This window comes from Pseudoxanthomonas wuyuanensis, from assembly GCF_900215535.1.
GTDB lineage: Bacteria > Pseudomonadota > Gammaproteobacteria > Xanthomonadales > Xanthomonadaceae > Pseudoxanthomonas_A > Pseudoxanthomonas_A wuyuanensis.
In genome coordinates this window covers 82,146-105,037 of the sequence record NZ_OCND01000006.1, presented here as the reverse complement: position 1 = coordinate 105,037, position 22,892 = coordinate 82,146, and the positions used below count along the sequence as shown (strand labels likewise).

General features: G+C 64.9%; 24 protein-coding genes, 1 tRNA gene and 1 pseudogene. 17 read left to right on the top strand and 9 right to left on the bottom strand.

Annotation, left to right across the window (positions count from 1 at the left end):
* Window positions 1-25 precede the first annotated feature (25 nt).
* Entirely contained in the window at window positions 26-715 is a 690-nt protein-coding gene (locus tag CRO39_RS13140) for a response regulator transcription factor (RefSeq protein ID WP_097122406.1), read from the bottom strand.
* A gap of 168 nt (window positions 716-883) precedes the next feature.
* On the opposite strand from CRO39_RS13140, the gene CRO39_RS13135 reads away from it, so the two are divergent.
* The 4 genes from CRO39_RS13135 (at window position 884) to CRO39_RS13120 (ending at window position 5,934) form a co-directional block, all read left to right on the top strand.
* Complete coding sequence (locus CRO39_RS13135) at window positions 884-2,266, top strand: DcaP family trimeric outer membrane transporter (RefSeq protein WP_097122405.1); 1,383 nt, start codon at window positions 884-886, stop codon at window positions 2,264-2,266.
* A 67-nt stretch (window positions 2,267-2,333) separates the two neighbouring features.
* Complete coding sequence (locus CRO39_RS13130) at window positions 2,334-3,293, top strand: TAXI family TRAP transporter solute-binding subunit (RefSeq protein WP_097122404.1); 960 nt, start codon at window positions 2,334-2,336, stop codon at window positions 3,291-3,293.
* Window positions 3,294-3,451: 158 nt separating this feature from the next.
* Window positions 3,452-5,500 carry a TRAP transporter permease gene (locus tag CRO39_RS13125; RefSeq protein WP_097122403.1) on the top strand — a complete coding sequence of 683 codons (2,049 nt, stop codon included), beginning with the start codon at window positions 3,452-3,454 and terminating at the stop codon, window positions 5,498-5,500.
* Window positions 5,497-5,934 (top strand): DUF1850 domain-containing protein, encoded by a 438-nt coding sequence (locus CRO39_RS13120; protein ID WP_097122582.1) that lies wholly within the window; start codon window positions 5,497-5,499, stop codon window positions 5,932-5,934. The genes CRO39_RS13125 and CRO39_RS13120 overlap by 4 nt, the downstream gene beginning before the upstream one ends.
* A gap of 633 nt (window positions 5,935-6,567) precedes the next feature.
* Here the strand turns inward: CRO39_RS13120 and CRO39_RS13115 are convergent.
* Window positions 6,568-7,236: a response regulator gene (locus CRO39_RS13115; RefSeq protein ID WP_097122402.1), complete on the bottom strand. Its 669-nt coding sequence runs from the start codon at window positions 7,234-7,236 to the stop codon at window positions 6,568-6,570.
* Between the two features lie 163 nt (window positions 7,237-7,399).
* The gene (locus CRO39_RS13110; RefSeq protein ID WP_097122401.1) at window positions 7,400-8,167 is read right to left on the bottom strand and encodes a 3-hydroxybutyrate dehydrogenase; all 768 of its coding nucleotides are present in this window, start codon (window positions 8,165-8,167) and stop codon (window positions 7,400-7,402) included.
* 130 nt (window positions 8,168-8,297) lie between these two features.
* On the opposite strand from CRO39_RS13110, the gene CRO39_RS13105 reads away from it, so the two are divergent.
* From CRO39_RS13105 to CRO39_RS13075, 7 genes and pseudogenes are all read left to right on the top strand, one after another.
* Window positions 8,298-10,136, top strand: coding sequence for a 3-hydroxybutyrate oligomer hydrolase family protein (locus CRO39_RS13105; protein ID WP_244904261.1), 1,839 nt, complete (start codon window positions 8,298-8,300; stop codon window positions 10,134-10,136).
* A 128-nt stretch (window positions 10,137-10,264) separates the two neighbouring features.
* Window positions 10,265-10,879, top strand: coding sequence for a CDP-diacylglycerol--serine O-phosphatidyltransferase (pssA, locus tag CRO39_RS13100; protein WP_162125712.1), 615 nt, complete (start codon window positions 10,265-10,267; stop codon window positions 10,877-10,879).
* Between the two features lie 71 nt (window positions 10,880-10,950).
* Window positions 10,951-12,408: a class III poly(R)-hydroxyalkanoic acid synthase subunit PhaE gene (gene phaE, locus CRO39_RS13095; protein ID WP_097122399.1), complete on the top strand. Its 1,458-nt coding sequence runs from the start codon at window positions 10,951-10,953 to the stop codon at window positions 12,406-12,408.
* Window positions 12,405-13,475: a class III poly(R)-hydroxyalkanoic acid synthase subunit PhaC gene (locus CRO39_RS13090; RefSeq protein WP_097122398.1), complete on the top strand. Its 1,071-nt coding sequence runs from the start codon at window positions 12,405-12,407 to the stop codon at window positions 13,473-13,475. The genes phaE and CRO39_RS13090 overlap by 4 nt, the downstream gene beginning before the upstream one ends.
* A 205-nt stretch (window positions 13,476-13,680) precedes the next feature.
* Window positions 13,681-14,005, top strand: a pseudogene (locus tag CRO39_RS13085) (YfeK family protein).
* A gap of 49 nt (window positions 14,006-14,054) precedes the next feature.
* Window positions 14,055-14,255 carry a PspC domain-containing protein gene (locus CRO39_RS13080; protein ID WP_097122397.1) on the top strand — a complete coding sequence of 67 codons (201 nt, stop codon included), beginning with the start codon at window positions 14,055-14,057 and terminating at the stop codon, window positions 14,253-14,255.
* Window positions 14,256-14,266: 11 nt separating this feature from the next.
* Window positions 14,267-14,719 carry a hypothetical protein gene (locus CRO39_RS13075; RefSeq protein ID WP_097122396.1) on the top strand — a complete coding sequence of 151 codons (453 nt, stop codon included), beginning with the start codon at window positions 14,267-14,269 and terminating at the stop codon, window positions 14,717-14,719.
* 234 nt (window positions 14,720-14,953) lie between these two features.
* Here CRO39_RS13075 and CRO39_RS20955 read toward each other — a convergent pair whose 3' ends face one another.
* Window positions 14,954-15,643, bottom strand: a complete 690-nt coding sequence (locus CRO39_RS20955; protein ID WP_162125713.1) for a TetR/AcrR family transcriptional regulator — start codon at window positions 15,641-15,643, stop codon at window positions 14,954-14,956.
* A 393-nt stretch (window positions 15,644-16,036) separates the two neighbouring features.
* Between CRO39_RS20955 and CRO39_RS13060 the strand changes: the two genes are divergently transcribed.
* From CRO39_RS13060 to CRO39_RS13045, 5 genes are all read left to right on the top strand, one after another.
* A complete protein-coding gene (locus tag CRO39_RS13060) occupies window positions 16,037-17,323 on the top strand; it encodes an amidohydrolase family protein (protein ID WP_162125714.1) in 1,287 nt (428 codons plus the stop codon).
* A 171-nt stretch (window positions 17,324-17,494) separates the two neighbouring features.
* Complete coding sequence (locus CRO39_RS13055; protein WP_097122394.1) at window positions 17,495-17,848, top strand: YciI family protein; 354 nt, start codon at window positions 17,495-17,497, stop codon at window positions 17,846-17,848.
* Between the two features lie 187 nt (window positions 17,849-18,035).
* Window positions 18,036-18,566, top strand: a complete 531-nt coding sequence (locus CRO39_RS13050; RefSeq protein WP_097122393.1) for an REP-associated tyrosine transposase — start codon at window positions 18,036-18,038, stop codon at window positions 18,564-18,566.
* Window positions 18,563-18,862: a hypothetical protein gene (locus tag CRO39_RS20545; protein WP_141400796.1), complete on the top strand. Its 300-nt coding sequence runs from the start codon at window positions 18,563-18,565 to the stop codon at window positions 18,860-18,862. The genes CRO39_RS13050 and CRO39_RS20545 overlap by 4 nt, the downstream gene beginning before the upstream one ends.
* Before the next feature lie 265 nt (window positions 18,863-19,127).
* Entirely contained in the window at window positions 19,128-19,373 is a 246-nt protein-coding gene (locus tag CRO39_RS13045; protein ID WP_176520205.1) for a hypothetical protein, read from the top strand.
* Here the strand turns inward: CRO39_RS13045 and CRO39_RS13040 are convergent.
* Genes CRO39_RS13040 through CRO39_RS20535 form a run of 3 tightly spaced genes read right to left on the bottom strand, consistent with a single transcriptional unit; the run spans window position 19,370 to window position 21,236 of the window.
* Complete coding sequence (locus CRO39_RS13040) at window positions 19,370-19,711, bottom strand: hypothetical protein (RefSeq protein WP_097122392.1); 342 nt, start codon at window positions 19,709-19,711, stop codon at window positions 19,370-19,372. The genes CRO39_RS13045 and CRO39_RS13040 overlap by 4 nt on opposite strands.
* Complete coding sequence (locus CRO39_RS20540) at window positions 19,708-20,352, bottom strand: Cap15 family cyclic dinucleotide receptor domain-containing protein (RefSeq protein WP_141400795.1); 645 nt, start codon at window positions 20,350-20,352, stop codon at window positions 19,708-19,710. The genes CRO39_RS13040 and CRO39_RS20540 overlap by 4 nt, the downstream gene beginning before the upstream one ends.
* A complete protein-coding gene (locus CRO39_RS20535; RefSeq protein ID WP_141400794.1) occupies window positions 20,352-21,236 on the bottom strand; it encodes a nucleotidyltransferase domain-containing protein in 885 nt (294 codons plus the stop codon). Before CRO39_RS20535 ends, CRO39_RS20540 begins: the two co-directional genes overlap by 1 nt.
* A gap of 195 nt (window positions 21,237-21,431) precedes the next feature.
* Here CRO39_RS20535 and CRO39_RS13030 point away from each other — a divergent pair, with 195 nt between their 5' ends.
* Window positions 21,432-21,779, top strand: a complete 348-nt coding sequence (locus tag CRO39_RS13030) for a hypothetical protein (RefSeq protein ID WP_097122390.1) — start codon at window positions 21,432-21,434, stop codon at window positions 21,777-21,779.
* 95 nt (window positions 21,780-21,874) lie between these two features.
* Here CRO39_RS13030 and CRO39_RS13025 read toward each other — a convergent pair.
* Window positions 21,875-21,960 (bottom strand) — tRNA-Leu (locus CRO39_RS13025).
* Window positions 21,961-22,033: 73 nt separating this feature from the next.
* The gene (locus CRO39_RS13020) at window positions 22,034-22,618 is read right to left on the bottom strand and encodes a cysteine dioxygenase family protein (protein WP_097122389.1); all 585 of its coding nucleotides are present in this window, start codon (window positions 22,616-22,618) and stop codon (window positions 22,034-22,036) included.
* Window positions 22,619-22,892: the final 274 nt, after the last annotated feature.

Here is a 22,892-nt window from a genome sequence, read left to right as displayed (position 1 = left end):
CGGCTTTTGCTTTCGCCCGCCGCGATCAATCGTCCTCGTGTCCGCTGTCGGGCAGCGCCAGTTCCGTACTGGGGTCGGAGGACAGCCGGTGCATCAGCATCACCGCCTGGGTGCGCGTATTGACCTCCAGCTTGCGCAGGATGGCGCCGACATGCACCTTGACGGTGGCTTCGGCCAGGCCCAGTTCGTAGGCGATCTGCTTGTTCAGCAGCCCCTGGCAGATCAGCCCGAGCACGCGGAACTGCTGCGGCGTCAATTCGGCCAGTTTCGCTGCCGCCGCCACCTCGCCGGCATCCACGTCGATCGCGTCGAAATCGCCTTCCGGCGTCCATTCATCGCCGGCCAGCAGCGTGGCCAGGGCATGATCCAGTGTCGCCAGGTCGGCCGATTTGGGGATGAACCCGGCCGCGCCATGCGCCAGCGCGCGGCGGATGGTGGCGTGGTCTTCCTTCGCCGACACCATCACCACCGGCAGTTGCGGGCGCAGCTTGCGCAGGTGGGCGAGGGCGCTGAATCCCTGCGCGCCGGGGATGTTCAGATCCAGCAGCAGCAATTCCGCACCCGGATGCTCGGCGACCAGCGTCATCAGGCTGTCCGCGCTGTCGGCCTCGTGCATGCGCGCATGCGGCATCACCCGGTTCACCGCGCGGGTCAATGCCTCGCGGAACAGGGGATGATCGTCGGCGATCAGCAGCTCGACTGCGGGAGGGCTCATGGGAATGGATCTGCAACCGGTTCGGACCCGGCAACTGTACCGTGCCGCGGGCAGGGAATCAGGCGTATACGCGTCAACTAATCCCATGGGTGTATAGCCCCGGTGGCGCCAGGCTCCTAGGCTCCCGGTGCCCGCCGCCGCGGGCGCCATTCCGGGAGAGGAACCACCATGCAACCAGATTATCCGCAGGCGTTGCGCCGCCCGCGCCCGCAACGCCTTGCCGCGGCACTGTTCGCCGCGCTGGCGATTACGCCGCTGGCCTATGCGCAGCAGGGCCAGGACGGCGACGCGGCCATGCGCGCACGACTGGCGCAGCTCGAACAGATGATGCAGGCCATGCAATCGGAACTCGACGCGCTCAAGGCCGAAAGGAACGCGCAGACGCCGGCCACGGCGCAGGCCGTCGCCCAGGGCGCCGCGGCGCCGGCAAAGGCGGCCATCCAGAGCGCGCCTATCGTGCCCAAGGGCAACCCAGCCACGACTTTCAGCTACGGCGGCTTCATCCGCGCCGAGGCGATCTACACCCGAACGCCCGACGGCGAGATCGCCGAAAACAGTCTGGGCCGCCGCCAGTACGTGCCAGCCAGCATCCCCATCGGCGGCGACGGCGAGGGCACCGACTTCAACACCACCGCGCAGCACTCGCGGTTCTGGTTCACGGTGGACAACACCAACGAGAACGGCGACAAGGTGAAGGGCCATATCGAGATGGATTTCGGTACCGACATCAACGGCAACCAGCTCAGCACCAACAGCTACACGCCGCGCCTGCGCCATGCCTACGTCAGCTGGAACAACTGGCTGGCCGGGCAGACCTGGAGCAATTTCCAGGACGTGTCGGTGCTGCCGGAAGCCGGCCCGCTGCTCGGCCCGACCGAGGGCACGGTGTTCGTGCGCCAGGTGCAGTTGCGCTACAGCAAGGGCCCCTGGGTGTTCACCGCGGAAAATCCGGAAACGCTGCTGTCGCCGTACCGGGGCGTCGGCGCGCGCATCAGCAGCGACGACAACAATTTCCCGGATCTGACCGCGCGCTACACGCTCAAGGGCAAGAATGCGCATTTCAGCGTCGCCGGCATCCTGCGCCAGCTGCGCTACCAGACCGCCGATCGTTCCACCGACGAAATCGGCTACGGCCTGAGCGCGTCGGGCAAGGTCAAGCTGGGCGAGCGCGACGAGATCGGCGGCATGCTCACCGCCGGCAGCGGTATCGGCCGTTATCTGGGGTATTCGCTCAACCCCGACGGCGTGCTCGATGCGCAGGGCGATATCGAGAGCCTGGACGTGCTGGCCGGCTTCTTCGGCTGGAAGCACAGCTTCACGCCCAGGCTGCGCAGCAATCTCTATGTATCGGTGGCCAGCTACGACAACGATACCGATGTCACCGGCCTGGCCATCAACCGCTCCTCGCGCTCGGCGCACGCCAACCTGGTGTATTCGCCATTGCCCAACCTGGACATCGGCAGCGAGCTGCTGTGGGGCATGCGCAGGATAGAAACCGGCGAGAGCGGCGAGCTGTACCGCCTGCATTCCTTCGTCAAGTACAGCTTCTAGGCCGATCCCCATCGCAGCATCACCGGCGGCGGTACGATACGCAACGCCGCCCCAAGGAGACACCCGCATGAAACTTTCACTGAACCGCCGCCTGGCCGTGTTGGCGCTGGCGGCATCCGTCGCCGCGATGGCCGCCTGCGGCCAGCAGGCCACCAACATTACCGTCCTCACCGGCGGCACCAGCGGCATCTACTATCCGATCGGCGTGGGCATATCGCAGCTCATCGACAAGAACATGCAGAACGTGCGCAGCTCGGTGCAGGCCACCAAGGCCACCGTCGAGAACGCCAACCTGATCGAAGCCGGCCGCGGCGAAGTGGCCATCGGCCTGGCCGACACCGTCGACGACGCCTACAAGGGCAACCAGGAAATCGGCTTCGACAAGCCGCTGACCAAGCTGCGCGCCATCGCCAACGCCTATCCCAACTACGTGCAGATCGTCGCGCGCGCCGATTCGGGCATCCACAGCCTTGCCGACCTGAAAGGCAAGCGCATCTCGGTCGGCGCCCCCAAGTCGGGCACCGAGGTCAATGCGCGCACCATCTTCAAGGCCGCGGGCATGAGTTATGACGACATGACGGTGGAGTTCCTGCCGTACGCCGAATCGGTCGAACTGATGAAGAACCGCCAGCTCGACGCCACCCTGCAGTCGTCGGGCCTGGGCATGGCCGCCTACCGCGATCTGGCTGCGACGCTGCCCATCGCATTCGTGCCGGTGCCCGAAGACGTGGTCGGCACCATCGGCAATGCCGCCTACCAGGTTGGCGTGATTCCGGCCAATACCTACGACGGCCAGACCGCCGACGTGGCGACGGTGAAGATCCCCAACCTGCTGTTCACCAGCAGCGATGTCGATGAGCAGACGGTGTACGAAATCACCCGCGCCATCTTCGAGAACCTGGACCAGCTGGTTTCCGCGCACGCCGCGGCCCAGGCCATCAGCCTGGAGAATGCGCCGAAGGACCTGCCGATTCCGCTGCACCCCGGCGCCGAGCGCTACTACCGGGAAAAGGGCCTGCTGCAATGATGCATCGGTGCGCACAACGCCGGCCTGAGTCGTTGTGCGCACCGAGTGCTCCTGTGAACCTGCCAGCGTATCGATGCCAGGGAATGGCGTACTGTCCGAACACGGCCCTGGATGGCTGTGTCCGGACGTTCTTCTGATCGACCCGGAAATTCCTTCCCATGTCTTCGCAGCCCATTCTTGCCCGTACCGAACCCAATGACTGGCCGCGCGTGCTGTTCTATATCGCGCTGGCGTTCTCGGTGTTCCAGGTGGCGACCGCTGGTTTCCACCTGGTGTCCTCGCAGGTGTTGCGTGCGGCGCATGTGGGCTTCGCGTTGCTGCTGACCTTCCTGATCTACCCCAGCCGCGGCGAGGGCCGGCCCAATCCTTGGATAGCCTGGACGCTGGGCGCGCTGGCCGTGGCCGGGGCGGCTTACCAGTGGATCTTCGAGGCCGATCTGATCCAGCGTTCCGGCAGCCTGACCACCGGCGATATGGTGATCGGCACGGTCACCGTGCTGCTGGTGTTCGAAGCCGCGCGCCGGGTGATGGGACTGGGGCTTCCGATCATCTGCCTGATCTTCCTGCTGTATGCGCTGTTTGGCGAATACATTCCCGGCGCGCTCGGCCACCGTCCGTTCGGGTTGGACCAGATCGTCAACCAGCTGGCGTTCGGCACCGAAGGCCTGTACGGCACGCCGACCTATGTCTCGGCGACCTACATCTTCCTGTTCGTGCTGTTCGGCGCGTTTCTGGAACAGTCGGGCATGATCCAGCTGTTCACCGATTTTGCGATGGGGCTGTTCGGCCACCGCCGCGGCGGGCCGGCCAAGGTCGCGGTGGCGTCGTCGGCGTTCATGGGCACCATTTCCGGCTCCGGCGTGGCCAATGTGGTCACCACCGGGCAGTTCACCATTCCGCTGATGAAGCGCTTCGGCTATGCGCCGGCATTCGCCGGCGGCGTGGAAAGTGCGGCCAGCATGGGCAGCCAGCTGATGCCGCCGGTGATGGGCGCGGTCGCCTTCATCATGGCCGAGACCATCAACGTGGCCTATATCGAAGTCGTCAAGGCCGCCATCATTCCGGCGGTGCTGTATTTCGTCGGCATCTACTGGATGGTGCAACTGGAGGCGCACCGCGCCAATCTGCGCGGCCTGCCCAAGGACCAGTGCCCTAATCCGTGGGCGGCGATCCGCCAGCGCTGGTACCTGCTGATTCCGCTGGCGGTGCTGGTAGGCCTGCTGATGACCGGGCGCACGCCGATGCTGGCCGGTACGATTGGGCTGGTGCTCACGGCGACCGTCATCCTCGGTTCGGCCATTGCGCTGAATCTCAAGGGCATGCCGCTGCGGATCGCGTTCTGGATCGCGCTGGGGCTGATCGCCGCGGGCGCGCTGAAGTTGGGCAACGGCCCGATCTTCATCGTGCTGGCGGTGCTGGCGGTGGCCTGCCTGCTGCTGAAGAGACACGGCCGCGAGACCCTGCGCATCAGCGTGACCGCCTTGGCCAACGGCGCCAGGCAGGCGTTGCCGGTGGCCATTGCCTGCATCCTGGTCGGCGTGATCATCGGTGTGGTGTCGCTGACCGGGGTGGCCAGTACGTTTGCCGGTTTCGTCATCCAGGTCGGCCAGAGCAGCCTGCTGCTGTCGCTGTTGTTGACCATGGTGACCTGCCTGGTGCTGGGCATGGGCATTCCCAGCATTCCCAATTACATCATCACCAGCTCGATCGCCGCGCCAGCGCTGCTGGCATTGGGCGTGCCGCTGCTGGTCTCGCATATGTTCGTGTTCTATTTCGGCATCCTGGCCGACCTGACGCCGCCGGTGGCGCTGGCGTGTTTCGCGGCCGCGCCGATTGCCAAGGAATCGGGCCTGAGGATCAGCGGCTGGGCGCTGCGGGTCTGCCTGGCCGGATTCGTGGTGCCGTTCATGGCGGTGTACTCGCCGGAATTGATGCTGCAGGGCGATTCGGTGTTGGCCACGCTTTATGTCATGGGCAAAGCACTGCTGGCGATTGGCTTGTGGGGCGTGTCGGCCATCGGCTTCTGGCTGCTGCCGGCGTCCCGGCTGGAACGCCTGCTGATGGCGGTTGCGGGCGCGCTGCTGGTGCTGGCGCTGCCGATCACCGATGAACTGGGCTTCGGCCTGGCCGCATTGCTGGTGCTGTTGCATTGGCGCCGCAGCCGCCGCGCCGCCCCGGCTGCGGCAGCCGAGCCGTCTGCGCGATGAGCGCGCTGTGCCTGGGATTGGCCGGCGCCATCGCGGCTACGCTGGCGGTACCCGGTAGCGGCTTCACCCTGGCCTGGTGGCACAGCGTCGAGAAGACCCGCTGGGAAGAGCACTACCTGGTCCGCGACGACGGCCTGCACCTGCAGTACGCGCGCGTGCGCGGCAGCGGCGCCGGCATGGAGATTCCCGACGATGCCCGCTTCGAGAACGGCTACTGGACCTACCGGCCGCAGCTGCCGGCGCTGCAGCCGCTGCGGCTGACGCGCAGCGGCTACAGCGCCGATTACGAGCTTTGCATCGACGGGCGCTGCCAGCCGATGTCGGCGTTGCTGGGGCCGCCGGAAGATGCGGGCAGTGCCGCGCTCGAGCTGTGGAGCTGCCGCCAGCCCGGCGCGATGATGGCGCCCAACGTCAGCTGGAATCGCGCGCCGTAGCCCAGGCTTCAATTCGCAAACCCGCCGACTCCGCAGAGGAGCAGATCTGTGGAAGCGGCATCAGCGGCGACCGGCTGTGGCGCCGCAGCCGCATCGCAGTTCTCCACAGTTGATGTGGAAGAAAGCCTGGCAAAGATGTGGATAACCGCGTAGGCGCCTTGCGCCGCAAGCCTGTCAAGCGATATGGCGAAAAAACAGCCAGCCCGTTTCACGTCCGTGGAACGCGGAATTGCGGGCGGGCCCGCAGTTGTCCACAACCGGTGTGGATGCTTTGTCGGCAAACATGTGGATAAGCCGCAAGCGCCCTTGTGCCGCAAGCGTGTCAAGAACCATGGCGAAAAAATGGCCAGGTTTTTTTTCGGTACTATCCCAAGCGAGCGAACGTTCATGAGGGGGCCGGTGGCCTGACGTGCGGGGCACCTCATAAACACCGCGATGTGGGCCTGACTCGATGTCCTTTCCTGTAGGAGCGACGTCAGTCGCGATGGCGCCCCGGTAGCCATTCGGTGTGCATGATGAAGAACGCGCCGCAGCGCGTTCGGATGGGCGAACGAACAAGTTTCAACCGCTCTTCGGGTGCATCCATCGCGACTGACCGGCGCTGTGGCATGCCAGCGCCACTCCTACACAGATTCAGCCGGCTTCCAGCTGCCGTGCCGGATCGGAAAGCTCAAGCTCGCGCAGCACCACGCTGGCCTGGGTGCGGTTGCGCACGCCCAGGCGGTCGAAGATGGCCGACAGGTGCGCCTTGACGGTGCGTTCCTGCACATCCAGGCGGTCGGCAATCTGTTTGTTGAGCAGGCCTTGCGCCACCAGCGTGAGCACGCGGAACTGCTGCGGCGACAGGCTGGCCAGCCGCGAGGCCAGCTCGGTGTCGTGTTGCGAGGACTGCGCGCGCGTCACCGCCGCGCGCAGCGAGGCCGGCAGCCATTGTTCGCAGGCCAGCACGCTGCGGATGGCCTCGCGCAGCTCGTCCAGGCCGGAACTCTTGGGCAGGTAGCCGGCCGCGCCGTGGTCCAGCGCCCGCCGCACCACGCGCGGATCGTCGTTGGCGGAAACCACAATCACCGCCACCGCCGGGTATTGCGCGCGAATAGCCGCCAGCCCCGCCAACCCGTGATTGCCCGGCATATGCAGGTCCAGCAGCACCAGATCGATGTCCTCGTGCGATTCCAGCGCCGCCAGCACCCCGTCCAGCGACTCGGCCTCCAGCACCGACAACTGCGCCACCGCATCCGCAGCCGCGCCCCGCAACGCGGCGCGGAACAGCGGATGATCATCGGCGATGAGGAGGGTAGGCATAAGAGCTAGGAACGAGTGGAGAGGAGTGAGAAACGAGTGTGGCAGCCAGAGAATGCGAGTGGCGTTAGCATACTCCCACTCGTTTCTCACTCCCCATCACTCATTTCTAAGCTTCATACACTCGTTTCTCGTTCCTCATCACTCGTTTCTAGCTTCTCTCGCTTCACTGCACCGTCCAGCCGCCATCCAGCACCAGCGTCTGTCCGGTCATGTTGCGCGCTGCGGGCGAGGAAAGGAAGGCGGTGACGCCGGCCAGTTCGTCGATTTCGATGAAGACGCCCTTGGGCATGGGCTTGAGCATGATCTGGTTGATCACCTCGGCTTCGGGAATGCCGCGGGTGCGTGCCTGGTCGGCTATCTGCTTGTCCACCAGCGGCGTCTTCACGTAACTGGGGCAGACCGTGTTGATGGTGATGTCGGTGTCGGCGGTTTCCAGCGCGATGACCTTGGAAAAGCCGACCAGGCCGTGCTTGGCCGCCACGTAGGCGCTCTTGTACGGACTGGCGACCAGTGCGTGGATGCTGCCGATGTTGACGATGCGGCCGAAACCGCGTTCGCGCATGCCCGGCAGCACCGCGCGGGTCAGTCGCGCCACGCCCACCAGCATCACCTGGATCAGGAAATCCCATTTTTCGATGGGGAAATCTTCCAGCGGCGAGACATGCTGCAGGCCGGCGTTGTTGACCAGCACATCGACCGGTCGCGAAATCGCCGCCAGGGCGGCGGCAACGCTGGCATCGGAGGTCACGTCCAGCACGACCGCCTCGGCCGAGCCGCCATCGGCGCGAATCTTCTCAGCGACCGCTTCGGCCGCTTCCAGGTTCAGATCGCTGACGATGATATGGCGGCCGGCTTCGGCCAGTTGCGCCGCAATGCCGGCGCCGATGCCGCTGGCCGCGCCGGTGATGAGGTAGGTGTGGGTCTGCTGCATGGGGGTCTCCGTTGGCCCAGGCCCTAGCGTAGCAACTCGTGGCGAACGGCATCGTGGTACCAAAGTACGATGACGGGGCATTGGCAAGCGGGTAGCTTGATGGCACTGACCGGAACCTTGGACGAAAAGAATGTCTCGATTGCCGTGCGCGTTGCTGTTGGGTATGGCGTTGGCCGGTTGCAGCACCAGCGGGACGCGCAGCGATGCGGCGGCGGCCATGATTGAGCCGCAGCGCGTCAGCGAGCATCGCGGCAGCGACGATCTGCTGACCGCCGGGCTGGGACTGGATGGCGTGCGCGCAATGACGCCGCCGGCGTTCGCCGATGCCGCCAGGCCGACCCCGGCGGAACTGCGCCGGCGCGCCATCTGGAACAACTGGCGCGGTATCGCCGATCTGTCGCCCAGCGGCGGCTACGGCCAGGTCTACGGCAGCACTGCGGCGGTGCCGGGGCGCGAATTCTCCGCGCTGGCGACGCTGCCCGGCGCCAGCCAACCGCATCGCATGATGGTGCAGGTGCCGGATGGTTTCGATTTGGCCAAACGCTGCGTGGTGGTCACCGCCTCGTCCGGTTCGCGCGGCATCTATGGCTCGATCGCCGTTGCCGGCGCCTGGGGACTGCCGAACGGCTGCGCGGTGGCCTATACCGACAAGGGCGCCGGTTCGGATTATTTCGACCTGGACACCCAATCCGGCAGCCGCGAGGACGGCACCACCGGGCAACTGGACGGCGGCGGCCTGGCGTTCGTGCCGGATGCGCCGCTGGGCGCCACTGGCGTTGCGGTCAAGCACGCGCATTCCAAGGACAACCCCGAGGCCGATTGGGGTCGCCATGTGAAGCAGGCGGCGGAATTCGCGCTGGCGGCGCTGGACCGTGCGTTTCCCGACGCTGCGCCATTCCGTTTCGACAACACCCGGGTCATCGCGGTGGGCGTTTCCAATGGCGGTGCCGCGGTGCTGCGCGCAGCCGAACTGGAAGGCACTGGCGCCGATGCCGGTTGGCTGGATGCGGTAGTGGCGGGCGAGCCGAACGTGCTGGTCGAAGGCCACGGCGGCCGTCCCGCCTATGACTATGGCACCGAAGCCGCACTGCTGATGCCTTGCGCCTTGCTGCATCTGCCGGCCGAGTCGCTGCCGCAACCGCCGCTGCGCGCGCAGGCCGAGCCGCTGTGGGCCGCGCGCTGCGCCAGCCTGAAGGCCGCCGGCCTGGTCGAGGGCGACAACCTTGCCGCGCAGGCGGCGTCGGCTTACCAACAGTTGCGCGGCAGCGGCTGGACCGATGCCGCGCTGACCGCCGGCGCATTGAGCGTGGGCTTCGATCTGTGGCGAGCGGTCGCGGTGACCTATGCCTCGGCCTATGGCCGCTACGGCGTGGGCGAGCACCCCTGCGGCTTCGCGTTCGCCGCGCAGAACCCCGACTTCAGTGCACGCGCGGCCACCGCCGCCGAACGCAGCCTGTGGTGGTCCGATGGCAGCGGCATTCCGCCGGGCGCGGGCGTGGGTATCATCGACAGCCAACTGGCGCCTCCCGATTTCACCTTGCCGGGCCTGCAATGCCTGCGCCAGTTGCAGACCGGCGACAGCGCCGCCGCCGTGCGGGTGCGCCAGGGCATCGCCGCCACGGCCGCCGGACTGCCGCGGCAGGGATTGCCGGTGGTGGTCATCCACGGCACCGACGACGGCCTGATTCCGCAGGCTTTCAGCAGCGCGCCGTACGTCGCCAAGGCGCAGGCCGCCGGCCGCTATGTGCGTTACTGGCAGGTGCGCAACGCCCAACATTTCGACGGCTTCCTGGCGTTGCCGGCCTACGGCGCACGTTATGTGCCGCTGCTGCCGTACATGTACGCCGCGCTGGACCGCGTGCAGGCGTACCTGGACGGCAACGGCAGCCTGCCCACTGACGCGGTGATCGACGCCCGCCCGCGCGGCGCCGGCGCGGTGGAAGCGGCGCAGCTCGCGATGCCGCGGTAGCCGTCCGTCTGTAGAGCCGAGCTTGCTCGGCTGAACTCGTTCCAAGATATGCCGCCGGGCAAGCCCGGCTCTACACGGTTGCGCGCATTTCGGCATACTCTTGCCGGTTCTCCGAAGCGGCCGCCGCCATGTCCCGACACTTCTCGATGATCCGCGATTTCCAGCTGGCCGACTGGTTCACGCTGGCCAATGCCATCTGCGGCACCGCGGCCATCTTTGCGGCGATGCGCTTCCTGCAGGAAGGCGGCGTGCGCGATCTTATGATCGGCATGGCGCTGATCCCGCTGGCTTTCATCTTCGATGCGCTGGATGGCCGGGTCGCGCGCTGGCGCCAGCAGTCCTCGGTGCTGGGACGCGAGCTGGATTCGCTGGCCGACGTGATTTCGTTCGGCGTGGCACCGGCGGCGCTGGCGTACGCCTGCGGCATGCAGGGCGGCTGGGATGCGGCGGTGCTGGCGTACTTCGTGGCCTGCGGGGTCAGCCGCCTGGCCCGCTACAACGTCACCGCCGAATCGCTGGCCGGCGGTGGCGACAAGGTGAAGTACTTCGAAGGCACGCCGATACCGACCAGTCTGGTGCTGGTCATTGTGCTGGCTGTGGCCGCCAACGGCGGCCACCTGGGCCCGAAGCTGTGGCTGGGCCAGTTGCAACTGGGGCCGTGGCAACTGCATCCGCTGGTGCTGATGTACCTGGTATCCGGCACGCTGATGGTCAGCAAGACGCTGCGGATTCCCAAGCCCTGAGCCATTGCGGCAACGCTGTGTAATGCAGCATCGATGCGTGGCCGTTAGAATCGGGGGCGAAGGGAGGGCATATGGCCAACTTTGCACCACCATGGTCGGGCGATTTCGAATCGATGGCGCGGCAGTACTGGAATCTCTGGGGCGATGCCCTGCGCCAGGGCGCAGGCGGCGCCGCGCCGCATACGCCGGACTGGCGGCAGGCGGTCGACTGGTGGTCGCAACTGGTGCCTGGCGGCAATCATCAGGTCGACGACGTCGTCGAGCGGTTCAACCAGCAGGCGCGCCACTGGTACGGGCAGATGCAGCAGGTGGCGGCGCAGTTCGCCGGCCGCGACCACAGCGCCGCCGACATCCGCCAGGCCTGGCAGCAGGCGCTGGGCATGCCGGGCGATCAGCACCCCCAGCACAATCCCTTCGCCGAACTGTTCCGTGCCATGCAGGGCAGCGGCCAATCTGGGATGGACGGCTGGATGGAGCAGGCCCGCCCGTACATCGACGCGCTGCAGCGCGAGGGCTCGCGCTGGCTGCATGCGCCCACCTTCGGCTTGCACCGCGAACAACAGGAGCGCTGGCAGCAACTGGCGCTGGCGCAGCAGGACTACCAGCGCCAGCAGGGCGAGTACAACGCGCTGATGCTGAAGGCGACGCAGCGCGCGTTCGGCTTGTTCGAACAGAAGCTGGAGGCCCATGCCGAACCTGGCCGCAGGATCACGTCGGCGCGCGGCCTGTTCGACACCTGGATCGACGCGGCCGAGGCGGCCTATGCGGAAGTGGCGCTGTCGCCCGAATTCCGCAGCGTCTATGGCGCGTTGACCAATGCGCAGATGCGCCTGCGCCAGAGCGTGCAGCGCGAGATAGAACAGATCTGCGGGTTATTCGGCATGCCCACGCGTACCGAAGTGGATTCGGCCCATCGCAAGATCGTCGAACTGGAGCGCAAGCTGCGCCGCGCCGCGGCACCTGCTGCCGAGGCGCGCGCAGGGCGCCGCCCGCCCGAAGCGACGCGGGCGGTGCCGGCAGCGGCCGCCGAGGCGCCGTTGCAAAGGCAGGAATCGGCGCCGCTACGGACCGCCGGCGCAGCCACCGCATCGGCGAGCGCCAACAGCAGGCAGAAGCGCAAACGCGCCAAGCCGGTCAAGGCGCCGGCCGCCGCCAAGGGCAGCCGGCAAGTCGCCAGGCCCACCGGCAAAGCGGCAGGGAAAACGTCGACCCAGCCGCTGAAGAACGCTGCGAAGAAGGCCGCAAGAAAAGTTTCTGCAAAGGCCGTTTCCGCAAAGGCAGTCTCTGCAAAGGCCGCTCCGGCAAAAACCGTCCCGGGGAAAGCCGCGACAAAGAAAGCCGCCAAGTCTGCACGCAGGCCCGCAGCGAAGACGCCGGCGCGTAAAGCCAGGGCCGCAGCGACGCCAGCGCCGTCCGCCGCCGTGGTGTCGATCAAGGACTGGGTGGCGCGCAACGCCGCCGTCGCCGCGCCGCCGCACAAGCCGCAAAAGAGCGGCGGCGAAAAGCGCAAGCGCGGTAGCCGCAAATGAACGGTCCGCTCGACATCACCCCGGACGCGCTGGCGCAGGAAGCGCTGGTGCTGCAGCAGAAGCTCTCCGCCGGCCTGCACACGCTGCCGGAAGTGGAGGATGTGCACTATGGCGCCAGCCACAAGCAGGAAGTCTGGCGCGACGGCAAAGTGGTGCTGTACCGCTTCATCGGCGACAAGGCGCCGACGGCGAAGGTGCCGCTGCTGATCGCCTACGCCCTGGTCAACCGGCCGTACATGGTCGATCTGCAGGCCGACCGCTCGCTGGTCAAGGGGCTACTGGCGCTGGGCGAGGACGTCTACATCCTCGACTGGGGGTACCCGGATCGCTCGGATCGTTTCCTGGAACTGGACGACTACATCAACCGTTTCATCGATGGCGTGGTCGATCATCTGCGCCAGGCGCACGGCCTGGATGCCATCAACCTGCTGGGCATCTGCCAGGGCGGCTCGTTCTCGCTGTGCTACGCGGCGCTGCACCCGGACAAGGTCCGCAACCTGATCACGATGGTCACGCCGGTGGATTTCCACACCCCGGACAACATGCTGTCGCACTGGACGCGCGATCTGGATGTGGATCTGTTCGTCGACACGCTGGGCAATGTGCCGGCCGACATGATGAACGCCTGCTACCTGATGCTGAAGCCGTTCCGGCTGAATCTGCAGAAGTACGTGGGCTTGATCGACATCCTGGACGACAAGCATGCCATCGAGGATTTCCTGCGGATGGAGAAATGGATATTCGATTCGCCGGATCTGGCCGGTGAAGCCTTCCGCCAGTTCATCAAGCAGTTCTACCAGGGCAACGGTTTCGTCAATGGCGGCATCCAGATTGGCGGCCAGCCGGTCGACCTGGGCTATGTCGACATGCCGGTGCTGAACATCTACGCCGAACAGGATCATCTGGTTCCGCCGGATGCCTCGCGCGCGCTGAAGGAACTGGCCGGCACCGACGACTACACCGAACTGAGCTTCAAGGGCGGCCACATCGGCATCTACGTCTCCAGCCGCGCCCAGCGCGAAGTGCCGTCGGCCATCCACGAGTGGTTGGCCAAGCGGGCGGGTTGAAGCAGGTGAGCCGGGACTCGGGACTCGGGGCGGCGCTGGGAGGTCGCCTTGGGACGTGCCGATACTGCGTTGCTTCTTGCGAAGACAGGAGCGCTTCACATGGAACTGTGCAAAATCCGCGCTCACTGCGCCGTGCCGGCCCGCACCAAGGATTGCAATCCGCGTGACAAGAACATTGCCATGGGTACTGTTGTTTGCGCTGCCGATGCTGGCGCATGCCGCACCGCCACCGGCCGCGCAGCAGGAAATTTCAAAACTGATGGACGCGCTTGCGCACTCGGATTGCCAGTTCCAGCGCAACGGCCGCTGGTACGGGCGCCGCCGAGGCGCGCAGCCACCTGCAACGCAAGTACGACTATCTGCAAAAGAAGAATCTGGTCGCCAGCAGCGAGCAGTTCATCGACCGCGCCGCCAGCCAGAGCAGCATGAGCGGCAAGGCCTATCGCGTGCGTTGTCCGGGGCAAACGGAACAGGCCTCGGCCAGTTGGTTTGGCGAACAACTGCGGCGCCTGCGTGGTTCAGGCAAGTAGCCTTGCGGCCACGTTAGACTGAATCCAGTCGCTGCAGGGGAGTCCGCCAATGAGTACCGGAAAACCGTTTACCCGTTCACTGAACGACCGCATGATCGCCGGCGTGATGGGCGGCATCGCGCACCGCTTCGGCTGGAGTTCCACGCTGCTGCGTGTGATCTTCGTTATCGTTTCGATCGCCTCTGCGGCATTCCCCGGCATCCTGGTCTACCTGATCCTGTGGCTGTTGATGCCGCTGGAAGCCGACTGAAGAGCGCCGGCATGAGGCATCTGGCGACCGCAGGGCGGGTGCTGGGCGTACTGTGGACGCTGCCCAATACGCTGGTGGGCCTGATTGCCGGCGCGGCGGGCCTGCCGTTCGGCGCCCGCGCCAGGTTCAGCCGCCGCGATTTCGCCATCGTGTTCCAGTATTGGCCGTGGGGGCCGGGCGGTGCCATCACCTTCGGCAACAGCATTCTGCATACCGGCGCAACGCTGGACGCCGATTGCGTCACCTACGAGCATCGGGCCGGGCTGTGCCGGCACCCGCCGATCCGATTGGGCGATCACGAACGCGCGCATGTGCTGCAGTACATGGTGCTGGGACCGCTGTTCCTGCCGGTCTACCTGCTCAGCGGCGGCATCAGCGTGCGCAATCCGTTCGAGCGCGCAGCCGACCGCTACGCGATGACCGGGCGCGGCTGGTGGCCTGGCGCGATGGCCGACGAACGGTAGGCTGTTTTTTACGCACGGATAACGCCATGCGCGGTACCGTAACCGTGCCGGAGAACCGATAGGCGAGAGCCAAACGGAACGCCGGCAAGGAAGGCCTGGCCATCCGGATAAAACCGGATTGACCGGGCCTTCTCATTTTCGGCTTTCCGGCTTTTTCGATGGTCCGCCCGAGCGGATTGCCGCGCATTCCGGCCGATATTGCCGCGCCCTGCAGCCGCGGTTCGCGGCATCGGCTCAGCGTGGCAGCGCGCCGCGCAGGAACAATTCCACCGATGCCTGTACCTCGGCCTTGAGCTGTTCGGGACTGGGCAGCCCGGAGGCGCCGCTGGCCAGGCGCACCACCAGGTCGCCGAACAGGCTCATGTAGAACTGCGCTGCCGCCATGCGCGGCGAAGCCAGTTGCAGCCGGCCGGCATCGACTTCCTGCTGGAAGTAGTCGGCCAGGGTGGAACGCGAGGCGGCGACGGCATGATCGAAAAACCAGTCGCGCAGCGCCGGAAACGAGTGGCCTTCGCCAATCACGATGCGGTAGACCACCTGCGATTCCGGCTGCGACATGATGGCGGCCATGCGCATGGCCATTTCCGGCAAGGCCTGCTCCGGCGGCAGGCCGGACAGGCTTATCCCGCGCAAGGCGCCGATGTGCGAATCCATGCGCCGTTGCAGGATGGCGTGCGCCAGGCCTTCCTTGTCGCCGAAGATGCGGTACAGCGTGGCCAGCGACCCTCCGGCGCGGGCGACGATTTCGCTCAGCCGCGCATGCTGGTAGCCCTTTTCGATGAACACTTCGGTCGCGGCATCAAGGAAGCGTTCGGCGCGGATCTCCCCGCGTTTGCACAGGTCAACCTGCGGCAGTGCACGCAGCGGCGATGCGTTGTCTACGTTGCTGTAAACGTTTTCCTGCAGTTCGGACGAATTGCTCAACGGCACGGTATCCCCTCTCCTGGATGGCTTGCCCTGGGCCAGCCTAGCAAAAGCCCGGCATCTGGTGTGTGAGGATGGCGACATGCGCATCGCGACCTTGTCCACACAAGGCGGGCAGCGCGTCGGCGCGTCGGCGCGTCGCCGGCCACGGCCGCAGGCTTGCATGCAGATCGCTGTGATGGCTGTCAGTAACGATAGCGCTAACATCGGCTGGGTATTGCATGCCTGCAAAGGAACTGCAACCGCGGCGCGCAAGGACGCACCGGCACGGCTGCATGCATCGGCAGGAGCCTTGGGTTCCATCTGGCCGGTCGCGCCGGGAGTTGCGGCGCAATCTTTTCCTGCCTGCCGGTCCCGGCCTAAACTGCCGGCCTGTTTTCGATGGGGTGCGCGATGAAACGTCTTGTGGAAGTCTGCCTGCTGGCCTTGCTGCTGTGCTGGCAGGCGGCGCAGGCGCAGGATCTGGCCATCGTTGGCGCCACCATCGTGCCGTCGCCGGAAGCCGCACCGATTGCCGATGGCGTGGTGCTGGTGCGCGATGGCCGTATCGCGGCGGTGGGGGCGCGCGACGATGTCGCGTTGCCGGCGGACGCAACGGTCATCGATGGCAGCCGCCGCACCCTGGTGGCTGGCTTCTGGAACAGCCATGTGCACCTGATCAATCCCGGGCTGGTGCGGGCAGGCACGGATCCTGCGGCGGACGTGGAACTGGAACTGCGCTCGCTGTTGACCCGCTGGGGTTTCACCAGCGCATTCGAGATCGCCGGGATATCCGGCAATGCGCTGGCGTTGCGGCGGCGCATCGACAGCGGCGAGGTGCGCGGCCCGATGCTGCTGACCGTCGACGCGCCGTTCTATCCGCAGGACGGCACGCCGATCTACATCAGGGACTTCATGCGCCAATACAACGTTGCCAGCGCCGAGGTGGCAACGGCCGAAGAAGCTGCGGCGCGCGCAAAGGCGCAATTGGCCGCCGGCGCCGATGGCAGCAAGCTGTTCGTCGGCGCGATAGTCGGCTGGGAAGATCGCGTGCTGCCGATGGATGTCGACATCGCCCGCAGCGTTGTCCAGGCCACCCATGCCGCCGGCAAGCCGGTGTTCGCGCATCCTACCAACCTGCAAGGCGTCGAGGTCGCCCTGCAGAGCGGGGTGGATATCCTGGCGCATACCGCCCCGAACGATGGTCCCTGGTCGCCGGAACTGGTGCAGCGGCTGGTGGCGCACCGGATGGCGCTGATTCCGTCGCTGAAGCTGTTCGAGGAAGAACTCAAGGGTGCGCCGCAGGAGGTGATCGATCATTTCGCCAGCGCCACCAAGCAGCAGCTCAAGGCCTTCGCCGATGCCGGCGGGCAGGTGCTGTTCGGTACCGACGTGGGCTACATCCACGATGCCGATACCGTGCGCGAACTGGCGCTGATGCAGGAAGCCGGCCTGGACTGGCGCGCCATCCTGGCCTCGCTGACCACCGCACCGGCGCAGCGCTTCGGCTATGCCGGGCGCAAGGGGCGCATCGCCGAAGGCATGGACGCCGATCTGGTCTTGCTGGGCCAGGATCCGGCCGACGACGCCCGCGCATTCGCCGATGTGCTGCTGACATTGCGGGGCGGGGACGTGCTGTACCGCTCGAATGAACTGGACAAGCCCACGCCACCGCAGCCGTGGACGCCGCGCCGCAGGTAAGCGCAGTAACGGCGATCCGATTGAGTTTTCGAGTACGGCCGGTGCAGCCGTTCGCCGCCGGCTGTAGCGGCCCCTGGTTGTCGATTTCCGCCTGTCTCGTTCGTCAGGTAAGGAGCGGGGTCCTGGCGCCGATGTCCGGCGGCCGCCCCCGTCCCTCACCAGGAGAATGAAATGCGCTTTCTTTCAATGATTCGGCTCGACGAGAACACCGGCCAGGTACCCAGCGAGCGGCTGATCGCCGAGATGGAGCGGCTGATCGCGGAAATGCGCGAGGCTGGCGTGCTGCTCGACACCGCCGGTCTGAAGCCGACCGCCGCAGGCGCCCGCGTGCGCCTGCGCGGCGGCAAGCTCATGGTCACCGATGGGCCGTTCGCCGAAGCCAAGGAAGTCGTCGGCGGCTACGCCATCCTGCAGGCGGACTCGCTGCAGGAAGCGGTGGCGCTGACGCAGCGCTTCCTGCAGGTGCATGGCGACGAGTGGGATCTTGAATGCGAGGTGCGACAGATCGAAGAACCTGGGATGTAGCAGGTAGGGCGGAACCGGCGGAGCCGTTGACCAGCTTCGCGGTTAAAAGCCCGCTGCCGATGCATGCGTAGCGGCGTAGGGCGGAACCCGCGCAGCGGATTCCGCCGAAGTTTGCATCCCCGTTGACGTCTTTATCGCCCGCCACCGATGTGCCAAGCTCCGCCCATCTCATCAACGGACTGATGACATGCCCGACTACCGTCGCGCCACCACGCCGGGCGCCACCTGGTTCTTCACCGTCAACCTGCTGCAACGGCACGGCAACGATCTACTGGTGCGCGAGTATCCCCGGCTTCGGGATTGCATGCTGCGCGAGAGATGCAGGCGGCCTTTTTCCGTAGTGGCAGGGGTGGTATTGCCCGATCACATGCATTGGTTATGGCGGCTTCCGCAGGGCGATGCTGACTTCCCGACGCGCTGGCGGCGCATCAAGACCGACTTCAGCCGTGGCCTGCCGCGTACCGAAAGACTATCCGCGGTGCGCCAGGCACGCGGTGAGCGGGGCGTCTGGCAGCGCCGCTACTGGGAACACCAGATACGCGACGAAGATGATCTGAACCGGCATATCGACTACATCCACTTCAACCCGGTCAAGCACGGGCATGCCGCACAGGCTATGGATTGGCCATTGTCCAGCTTCCGCCACTTCGTAGCGCAGGGACGCTATCCCGCCAATTGGGCATCGCCGGTGGAAATGCAAGGCGCAGGCGAGCGTTGACGCGGCGCAGCCGGGAGAAGTATTGGGCGGAACCCGCGCAGCGGATGACCAGCTTCGCTGTTAAAGGCCCGCCCCATGGCATCGCAGGCGGCCTTCGGACATTCGGCGGAAACGCCTACGGCGGTTCCGCCCTACGCGGGCTGGAAATGGCGCCGTTCAACAGCTGGTTCCATGCCGTCAATATCGACACCTTGGATGGCCTGAGCGACGAAGAGATGGCCGCCATTCCCGTCCAGTACGAGAACGGCCGGCATGGCGACTGGGATCACCCACCGGCAGCGACCGCGCATATGTAGCGGGGTAGGGCGGAACCGGCGGAGCGGATGACCAGCTTCGCTGTTAAAGGCCCGCTGCATGGTATCGCAGGCGACCTTCGGACATTCGGCGGAAACGCCTTTGGGCGTTCCGCCCTACGCGCCGGTCAATTACATAGGCGTCGGCGCCCGGTTTTCGGCATGTTCGCGGGCCGCAGACTACTGCGCATGGCGCAGGGCGTGGTGATTACAGGGGGGGCGCGAGATATCCGGTAACAGGGCAGGGTGGTCGGTGCCAAAAGGGGAGTTGGTATCGAAGCTGCAAGCCCTGCTGCACTCGGGCGACCTCCGCATTGCTGCCAGCCTGCCCGATGCTGCTGTACTGGCGCGGGAGCTGCAGGACTTTCGGGTGCGGTTTACAGAGGCGGGCAATGCCACGTTTAACGCCCGCGAAGGGGCGCACGACGACCTTGTTCTGGCTTTGGCGCTGGCCGTGTTCGGCCTGTCCCGACCGGAGCCCGTGGACACCGTGCGGGTTGAGTGGGCGCGTTAACGCCTTTCTTCAATCTGCTCGGTGATAACGCGCCGAATTGAGTTCTCCGTAATCTCCGTAATCTCAACCCGATTGATGATAACTCGCTCGACGCTTCGGGACTTGAGCTTGTCGTAGAGCCACGCAGAGAAAAGACCTACGTCGATATCTACGGCAAGTTGCAGGATGTATTGGCTGATCTCGGGAATATCTACTGCTTTCCGAACCAGACCTCCTTGGAAATGCAGCTTTGCTCCGCCCGGCGCATCAATGACCATGCCCCTTTGGAGTGACTTGGAGTCTGCAATCAGGAAGGGGAGTTGGCGGTCGAATGATTCGATATCGATAGCTATGTTCATGGCGTCGCCTTTGCGTCGAAGTAGGCTTTCGCATCTACGAATCGCGAGAATATTTCGTCCGTTCGATCTGAAAATTCCATGTGGCCCACGGTCTTACGGTCTGTCCAATAGTCCGCTTCCAGAGCGGCAGGCTTGTATTTCTTGGGGCCGTGGGTGGAGATCACCGCCGCACCCACATGCCTTTCGCTACGCACTCCGCGCAATGACACGTTAGGCGTGTTGGCATACGCAATTGTGATGTCAAAGCGCGATGCGCATGTGCTGGATTTGATCGAGTGGGCCAAAAGGCAGGACTCGGATTCGGGCGTGAGCAAATGGATTTCTAATTTTGATCCGGTTTGCGTTACAGCGGCATAGGCTGATATCGGAGCGATCCGCTCACCATCTACCTTCCACTCTGATTGGATTGTTACCTTCCATGTTCCGCGAATGTCCGGCCTGTCATATACAAATTTCTGGATGATTGGCAATCGCCAGAGCAAATACTCCATGGCCACGGCGACGCCGGTAAGTATTGAAACAACGGCGGTAAAAGGGCCGAAATGGGCGAGCGTTACCGGTACGCCAGTCGCCAAAAGGATAAGCGCCCAAATTCCGACGGCTAGAATAACCACAGCGCTAATTTGTGTCCGGTTCGGCATCACGAGATTCCAATTTCAGTGCGCGCACGATCGACGAAGGCCTTAAATTGTAGGCGCTTCGTGTCGTCACCATCGAGTAGCATCTTTAGTCCGCTCACTTCAGTCCATTCGCCGCAAGATTGCATGCTGCAAAGGTCGATGGAAAGATAATTTAGAACGGTAGATACCGCGTCGAACCAAGTGGCGTGCGCAAAGCAGTAGTTGGGAACGTTCCAAACCACGCACTCAATATTGAAACCCTTTAGCGGCTTGGCCGCTGGTACGTTGTTTCCGTCCATCAAGTACCAGAGCTTCTTGATGATTCGAACCATGCCACGATAAGCACGTCCCGTTTCATCGTTTTTAGTGTTTCCGTTGGCATGGTGCTGGTCTGGCCAGTTAATTACTTCGCCCCCAGAATCCGGGTGAAATTGTGTTCCGCTGAGGTATGTGCGGTCGGCCCTGTACCACCGATGCTCTAGAACTGGTACCACATCTGCATCGACTCGATACGAGTTCTCGTGGACGTCAAATGCTTTATCGCCGCGAGTCACATTGTTGCGGCCTAGGTAGTTATACAGCGCATCGCCAATGTCGTTTTTGAACTCAGCGTATGTGTATGTGGCTGTGATGTGGTTAAAGTCCTGACGGCTCAAGCCAGCCGGATACTTCGGAAAGAAGATGCTCGGTGTATACAGAGCCGCAATGTCGACATCGCTGTTCTGTCGGACGTTGACGCGATTTCGATATGAACCTTGAACAAAGGCCCTCGTCACGCCAGCCACCTTTGGCCAAGCGGCAAGTGCCTTATCAATCGCGGTGATTGCGTGTTCGATCTTCTGTGTTTCTGTCGTGCAGGGCGGTTGCGCCCATGCCGAGAATCGCTCTTCCCAAGCTGCGCTCACTATTAACTCCTTTTAGTATCCCCTCAGTTCACGATTGGGTTGGACGGGCTGGAAATCAAGCGTTTCCCGCGCCAATATTTTTGGAAGCGTTTTCAGTACTCTGCTGGGTGTTTGAGAGCGTCTACTTGCTAAGTCTCATATCTTGCGACTGCCCGCCTGGAAGATCGCCTTAGGCAATTTCGCCGGGAGGGGTTTATGGATCGATGGAATTGGGTGGCGGTTCGGGCCTACGGCCCCGCCGCATTCGCGCTGCTCGTGGCTGTGGTGTCGGTGGCGGTGCTTTCGCAGTGGCAGGCAAGCCCGCTGCTGGCCGGGTTCGTGGCAGTCGGGCGCTGGGTGCCCCTGCTGGCGCTGGCGGCGACGCTGTGGCTGGTGGCTGCGCCGACGTACAGGCTGGTGCAGTGGCAGCGGGGCCAAGGGTTCGACTGCCCGCGTTGCGGCGGCCCGCTGGGGCACGAGCGTATCGGTCGCGAGCGCATGGGCGGTGCTTACCGCCAGTGCTATGCGTGCGGCGACAACGTGAATCATCGGCACTATGAGTAACACCGCATAGCGCAGGTTACGGGCCAACTACGGGCCAAAACGTGTTTCAGAAAAACGAAGGGGCTAGGCCGCGAAGCCTAACCCCTTGTTTTGTTTGGTGCCGAAGGTGGGACTCGAACCCACACGCTTTTAACGGCGGCGGATTTTGAGTCCGCTGCGTCTACCATTCCGCCACTTCGGCGCGGACGCGAAGTATAGCCGACCGGGGCGGGGCGCCGACAGGGGGCAGGCCGCCTGGGCGGCCTGAACCGGGTTCAGAGCACCTGATCGGTGCCCAGCAGGCGTTCGCCGCGGCGCTGCCATTGGCCGTCGCCGCCTTCCTCGGGGGTGTAGATGCCGCAGCGGACCATGGTGCGCTGGTAGACGTGCAGCGATACGGCGATGGCCTGGTCGCTGGGGTTGCGGATGGTGTGGTACTCGTGCGGCGGGATCAGGCTGCCGGCCGAGCCGGTGCCGGCTTCGATGGTGCCGGCCGGTTCGAAGCGGTAGCGCTGCTGGTCGTGTTCGGCCAGTTCGTACTGGGTGATTTCCAGGCGGCCGCGCCAGACGCCTTCCACGCACCACATGCCGGAATGGTCGTGGATCTTGGTGCCCTGGCCCGGGCCCCAGGTCATTGCGATGACGCTGTAGCCGTGCTCGGGGCTGGTGTAGAGCTCGCGGCGCGCGTAGTGGTCGGCGATGGGTTCCAGTACGCATTCGGGCAGGCTGACGTTTTCGTCGCGGATCAGCTCGCACAGCGATTTGCGCAATGCATCGGTGATGGCGCGGTCATCGCCCAGTGCCACCGCGGCGTCCAGCGAGGCGATGAGTCTTTCGTGGCCGGGGAAGTCGAGGGACATAAGTCAGGCCCGGTAGAAGTGTGGGGTCATTCTAGACCCTTGCCGCCGGGGTGGCGCCGATGGGGCGCGGATGATGCGGGACCTGGAATGCGGCTAGGCAGCGGCGCCGGCACCGTTGCTGCTTCGCCGTCGGCCTTCTGCACCCTTTTGCCGGGGCGGGGTGCACGAGTTGACTCGGGATAGTGAGCTGCTGATGGTGCGTTCCCTCATCCGGCGCTTCGCGCCACCCCGTATCGAAGTACGGGGCAGGCTCTTCTCCCGAAGGGAGAAGGGA

Coding starts and splice junctions, on each gene's coding strand:
- CRO39_RS13140 (WP_097122406.1), bottom strand. CDS start 715: ATGAGCCCTCCCGCAGTCGAGCTGCTGATCGCCGACGATCATCCCCTG.
- CRO39_RS13135 (WP_097122405.1), top strand. CDS start 884: ATGCAACCAGATTATCCGCAGGCGTTGCGCCGCCCGCGCCCGCAACGC.
- CRO39_RS13130 (WP_097122404.1), top strand. CDS start 2,334: ATGAAACTTTCACTGAACCGCCGCCTGGCCGTGTTGGCGCTGGCGGCA.
- CRO39_RS13125 (WP_097122403.1), top strand. CDS start 3,452: ATGTCTTCGCAGCCCATTCTTGCCCGTACCGAACCCAATGACTGGCCG.
- CRO39_RS13120 (WP_097122582.1), top strand. CDS start 5,497: ATGAGCGCGCTGTGCCTGGGATTGGCCGGCGCCATCGCGGCTACGCTG.
- CRO39_RS13115 (WP_097122402.1), bottom strand. CDS start 7,236: ATGCCTACCCTCCTCATCGCCGATGATCATCCGCTGTTCCGCGCCGCG.
- CRO39_RS13110 (WP_097122401.1), bottom strand. CDS start 8,167: ATGCAGCAGACCCACACCTACCTCATCACCGGCGCGGCCAGCGGCATC.
- CRO39_RS13105 (WP_244904261.1), top strand. CDS start 8,298: ATGTCTCGATTGCCGTGCGCGTTGCTGTTGGGTATGGCGTTGGCCGGT.
- pssA (WP_162125712.1), top strand. CDS start 10,265: ATGTCCCGACACTTCTCGATGATCCGCGATTTCCAGCTGGCCGACTGG.
- phaE (WP_097122399.1), top strand. CDS start 10,951: ATGGCCAACTTTGCACCACCATGGTCGGGCGATTTCGAATCGATGGCG.
- CRO39_RS13090 (WP_097122398.1), top strand. CDS start 12,405: ATGAACGGTCCGCTCGACATCACCCCGGACGCGCTGGCGCAGGAAGCG.
- CRO39_RS13080 (WP_097122397.1), top strand. CDS start 14,055: ATGAGTACCGGAAAACCGTTTACCCGTTCACTGAACGACCGCATGATC.
- CRO39_RS13075 (WP_097122396.1), top strand. CDS start 14,267: ATGAGGCATCTGGCGACCGCAGGGCGGGTGCTGGGCGTACTGTGGACG.
- CRO39_RS13060 (WP_162125714.1), top strand. CDS start 16,037: ATGAAACGTCTTGTGGAAGTCTGCCTGCTGGCCTTGCTGCTGTGCTGG.
- CRO39_RS13055 (WP_097122394.1), top strand. CDS start 17,495: ATGCGCTTTCTTTCAATGATTCGGCTCGACGAGAACACCGGCCAGGTA.
- CRO39_RS13050 (WP_097122393.1), top strand. CDS start 18,036: ATGCCCGACTACCGTCGCGCCACCACGCCGGGCGCCACCTGGTTCTTC.
- CRO39_RS13040 (WP_097122392.1), bottom strand. CDS start 19,711: ATGAACATAGCTATCGATATCGAATCATTCGACCGCCAACTCCCCTTC.
- CRO39_RS20540 (WP_141400795.1), bottom strand. CDS start 20,352: ATGCCGAACCGGACACAAATTAGCGCTGTGGTTATTCTAGCCGTCGGA.
- CRO39_RS13030 (WP_097122390.1), top strand. CDS start 21,432: ATGGATCGATGGAATTGGGTGGCGGTTCGGGCCTACGGCCCCGCCGCA.
- CRO39_RS13020 (WP_097122389.1), bottom strand. CDS start 22,618: ATGTCCCTCGACTTCCCCGGCCACGAAAGACTCATCGCCTCGCTGGAC.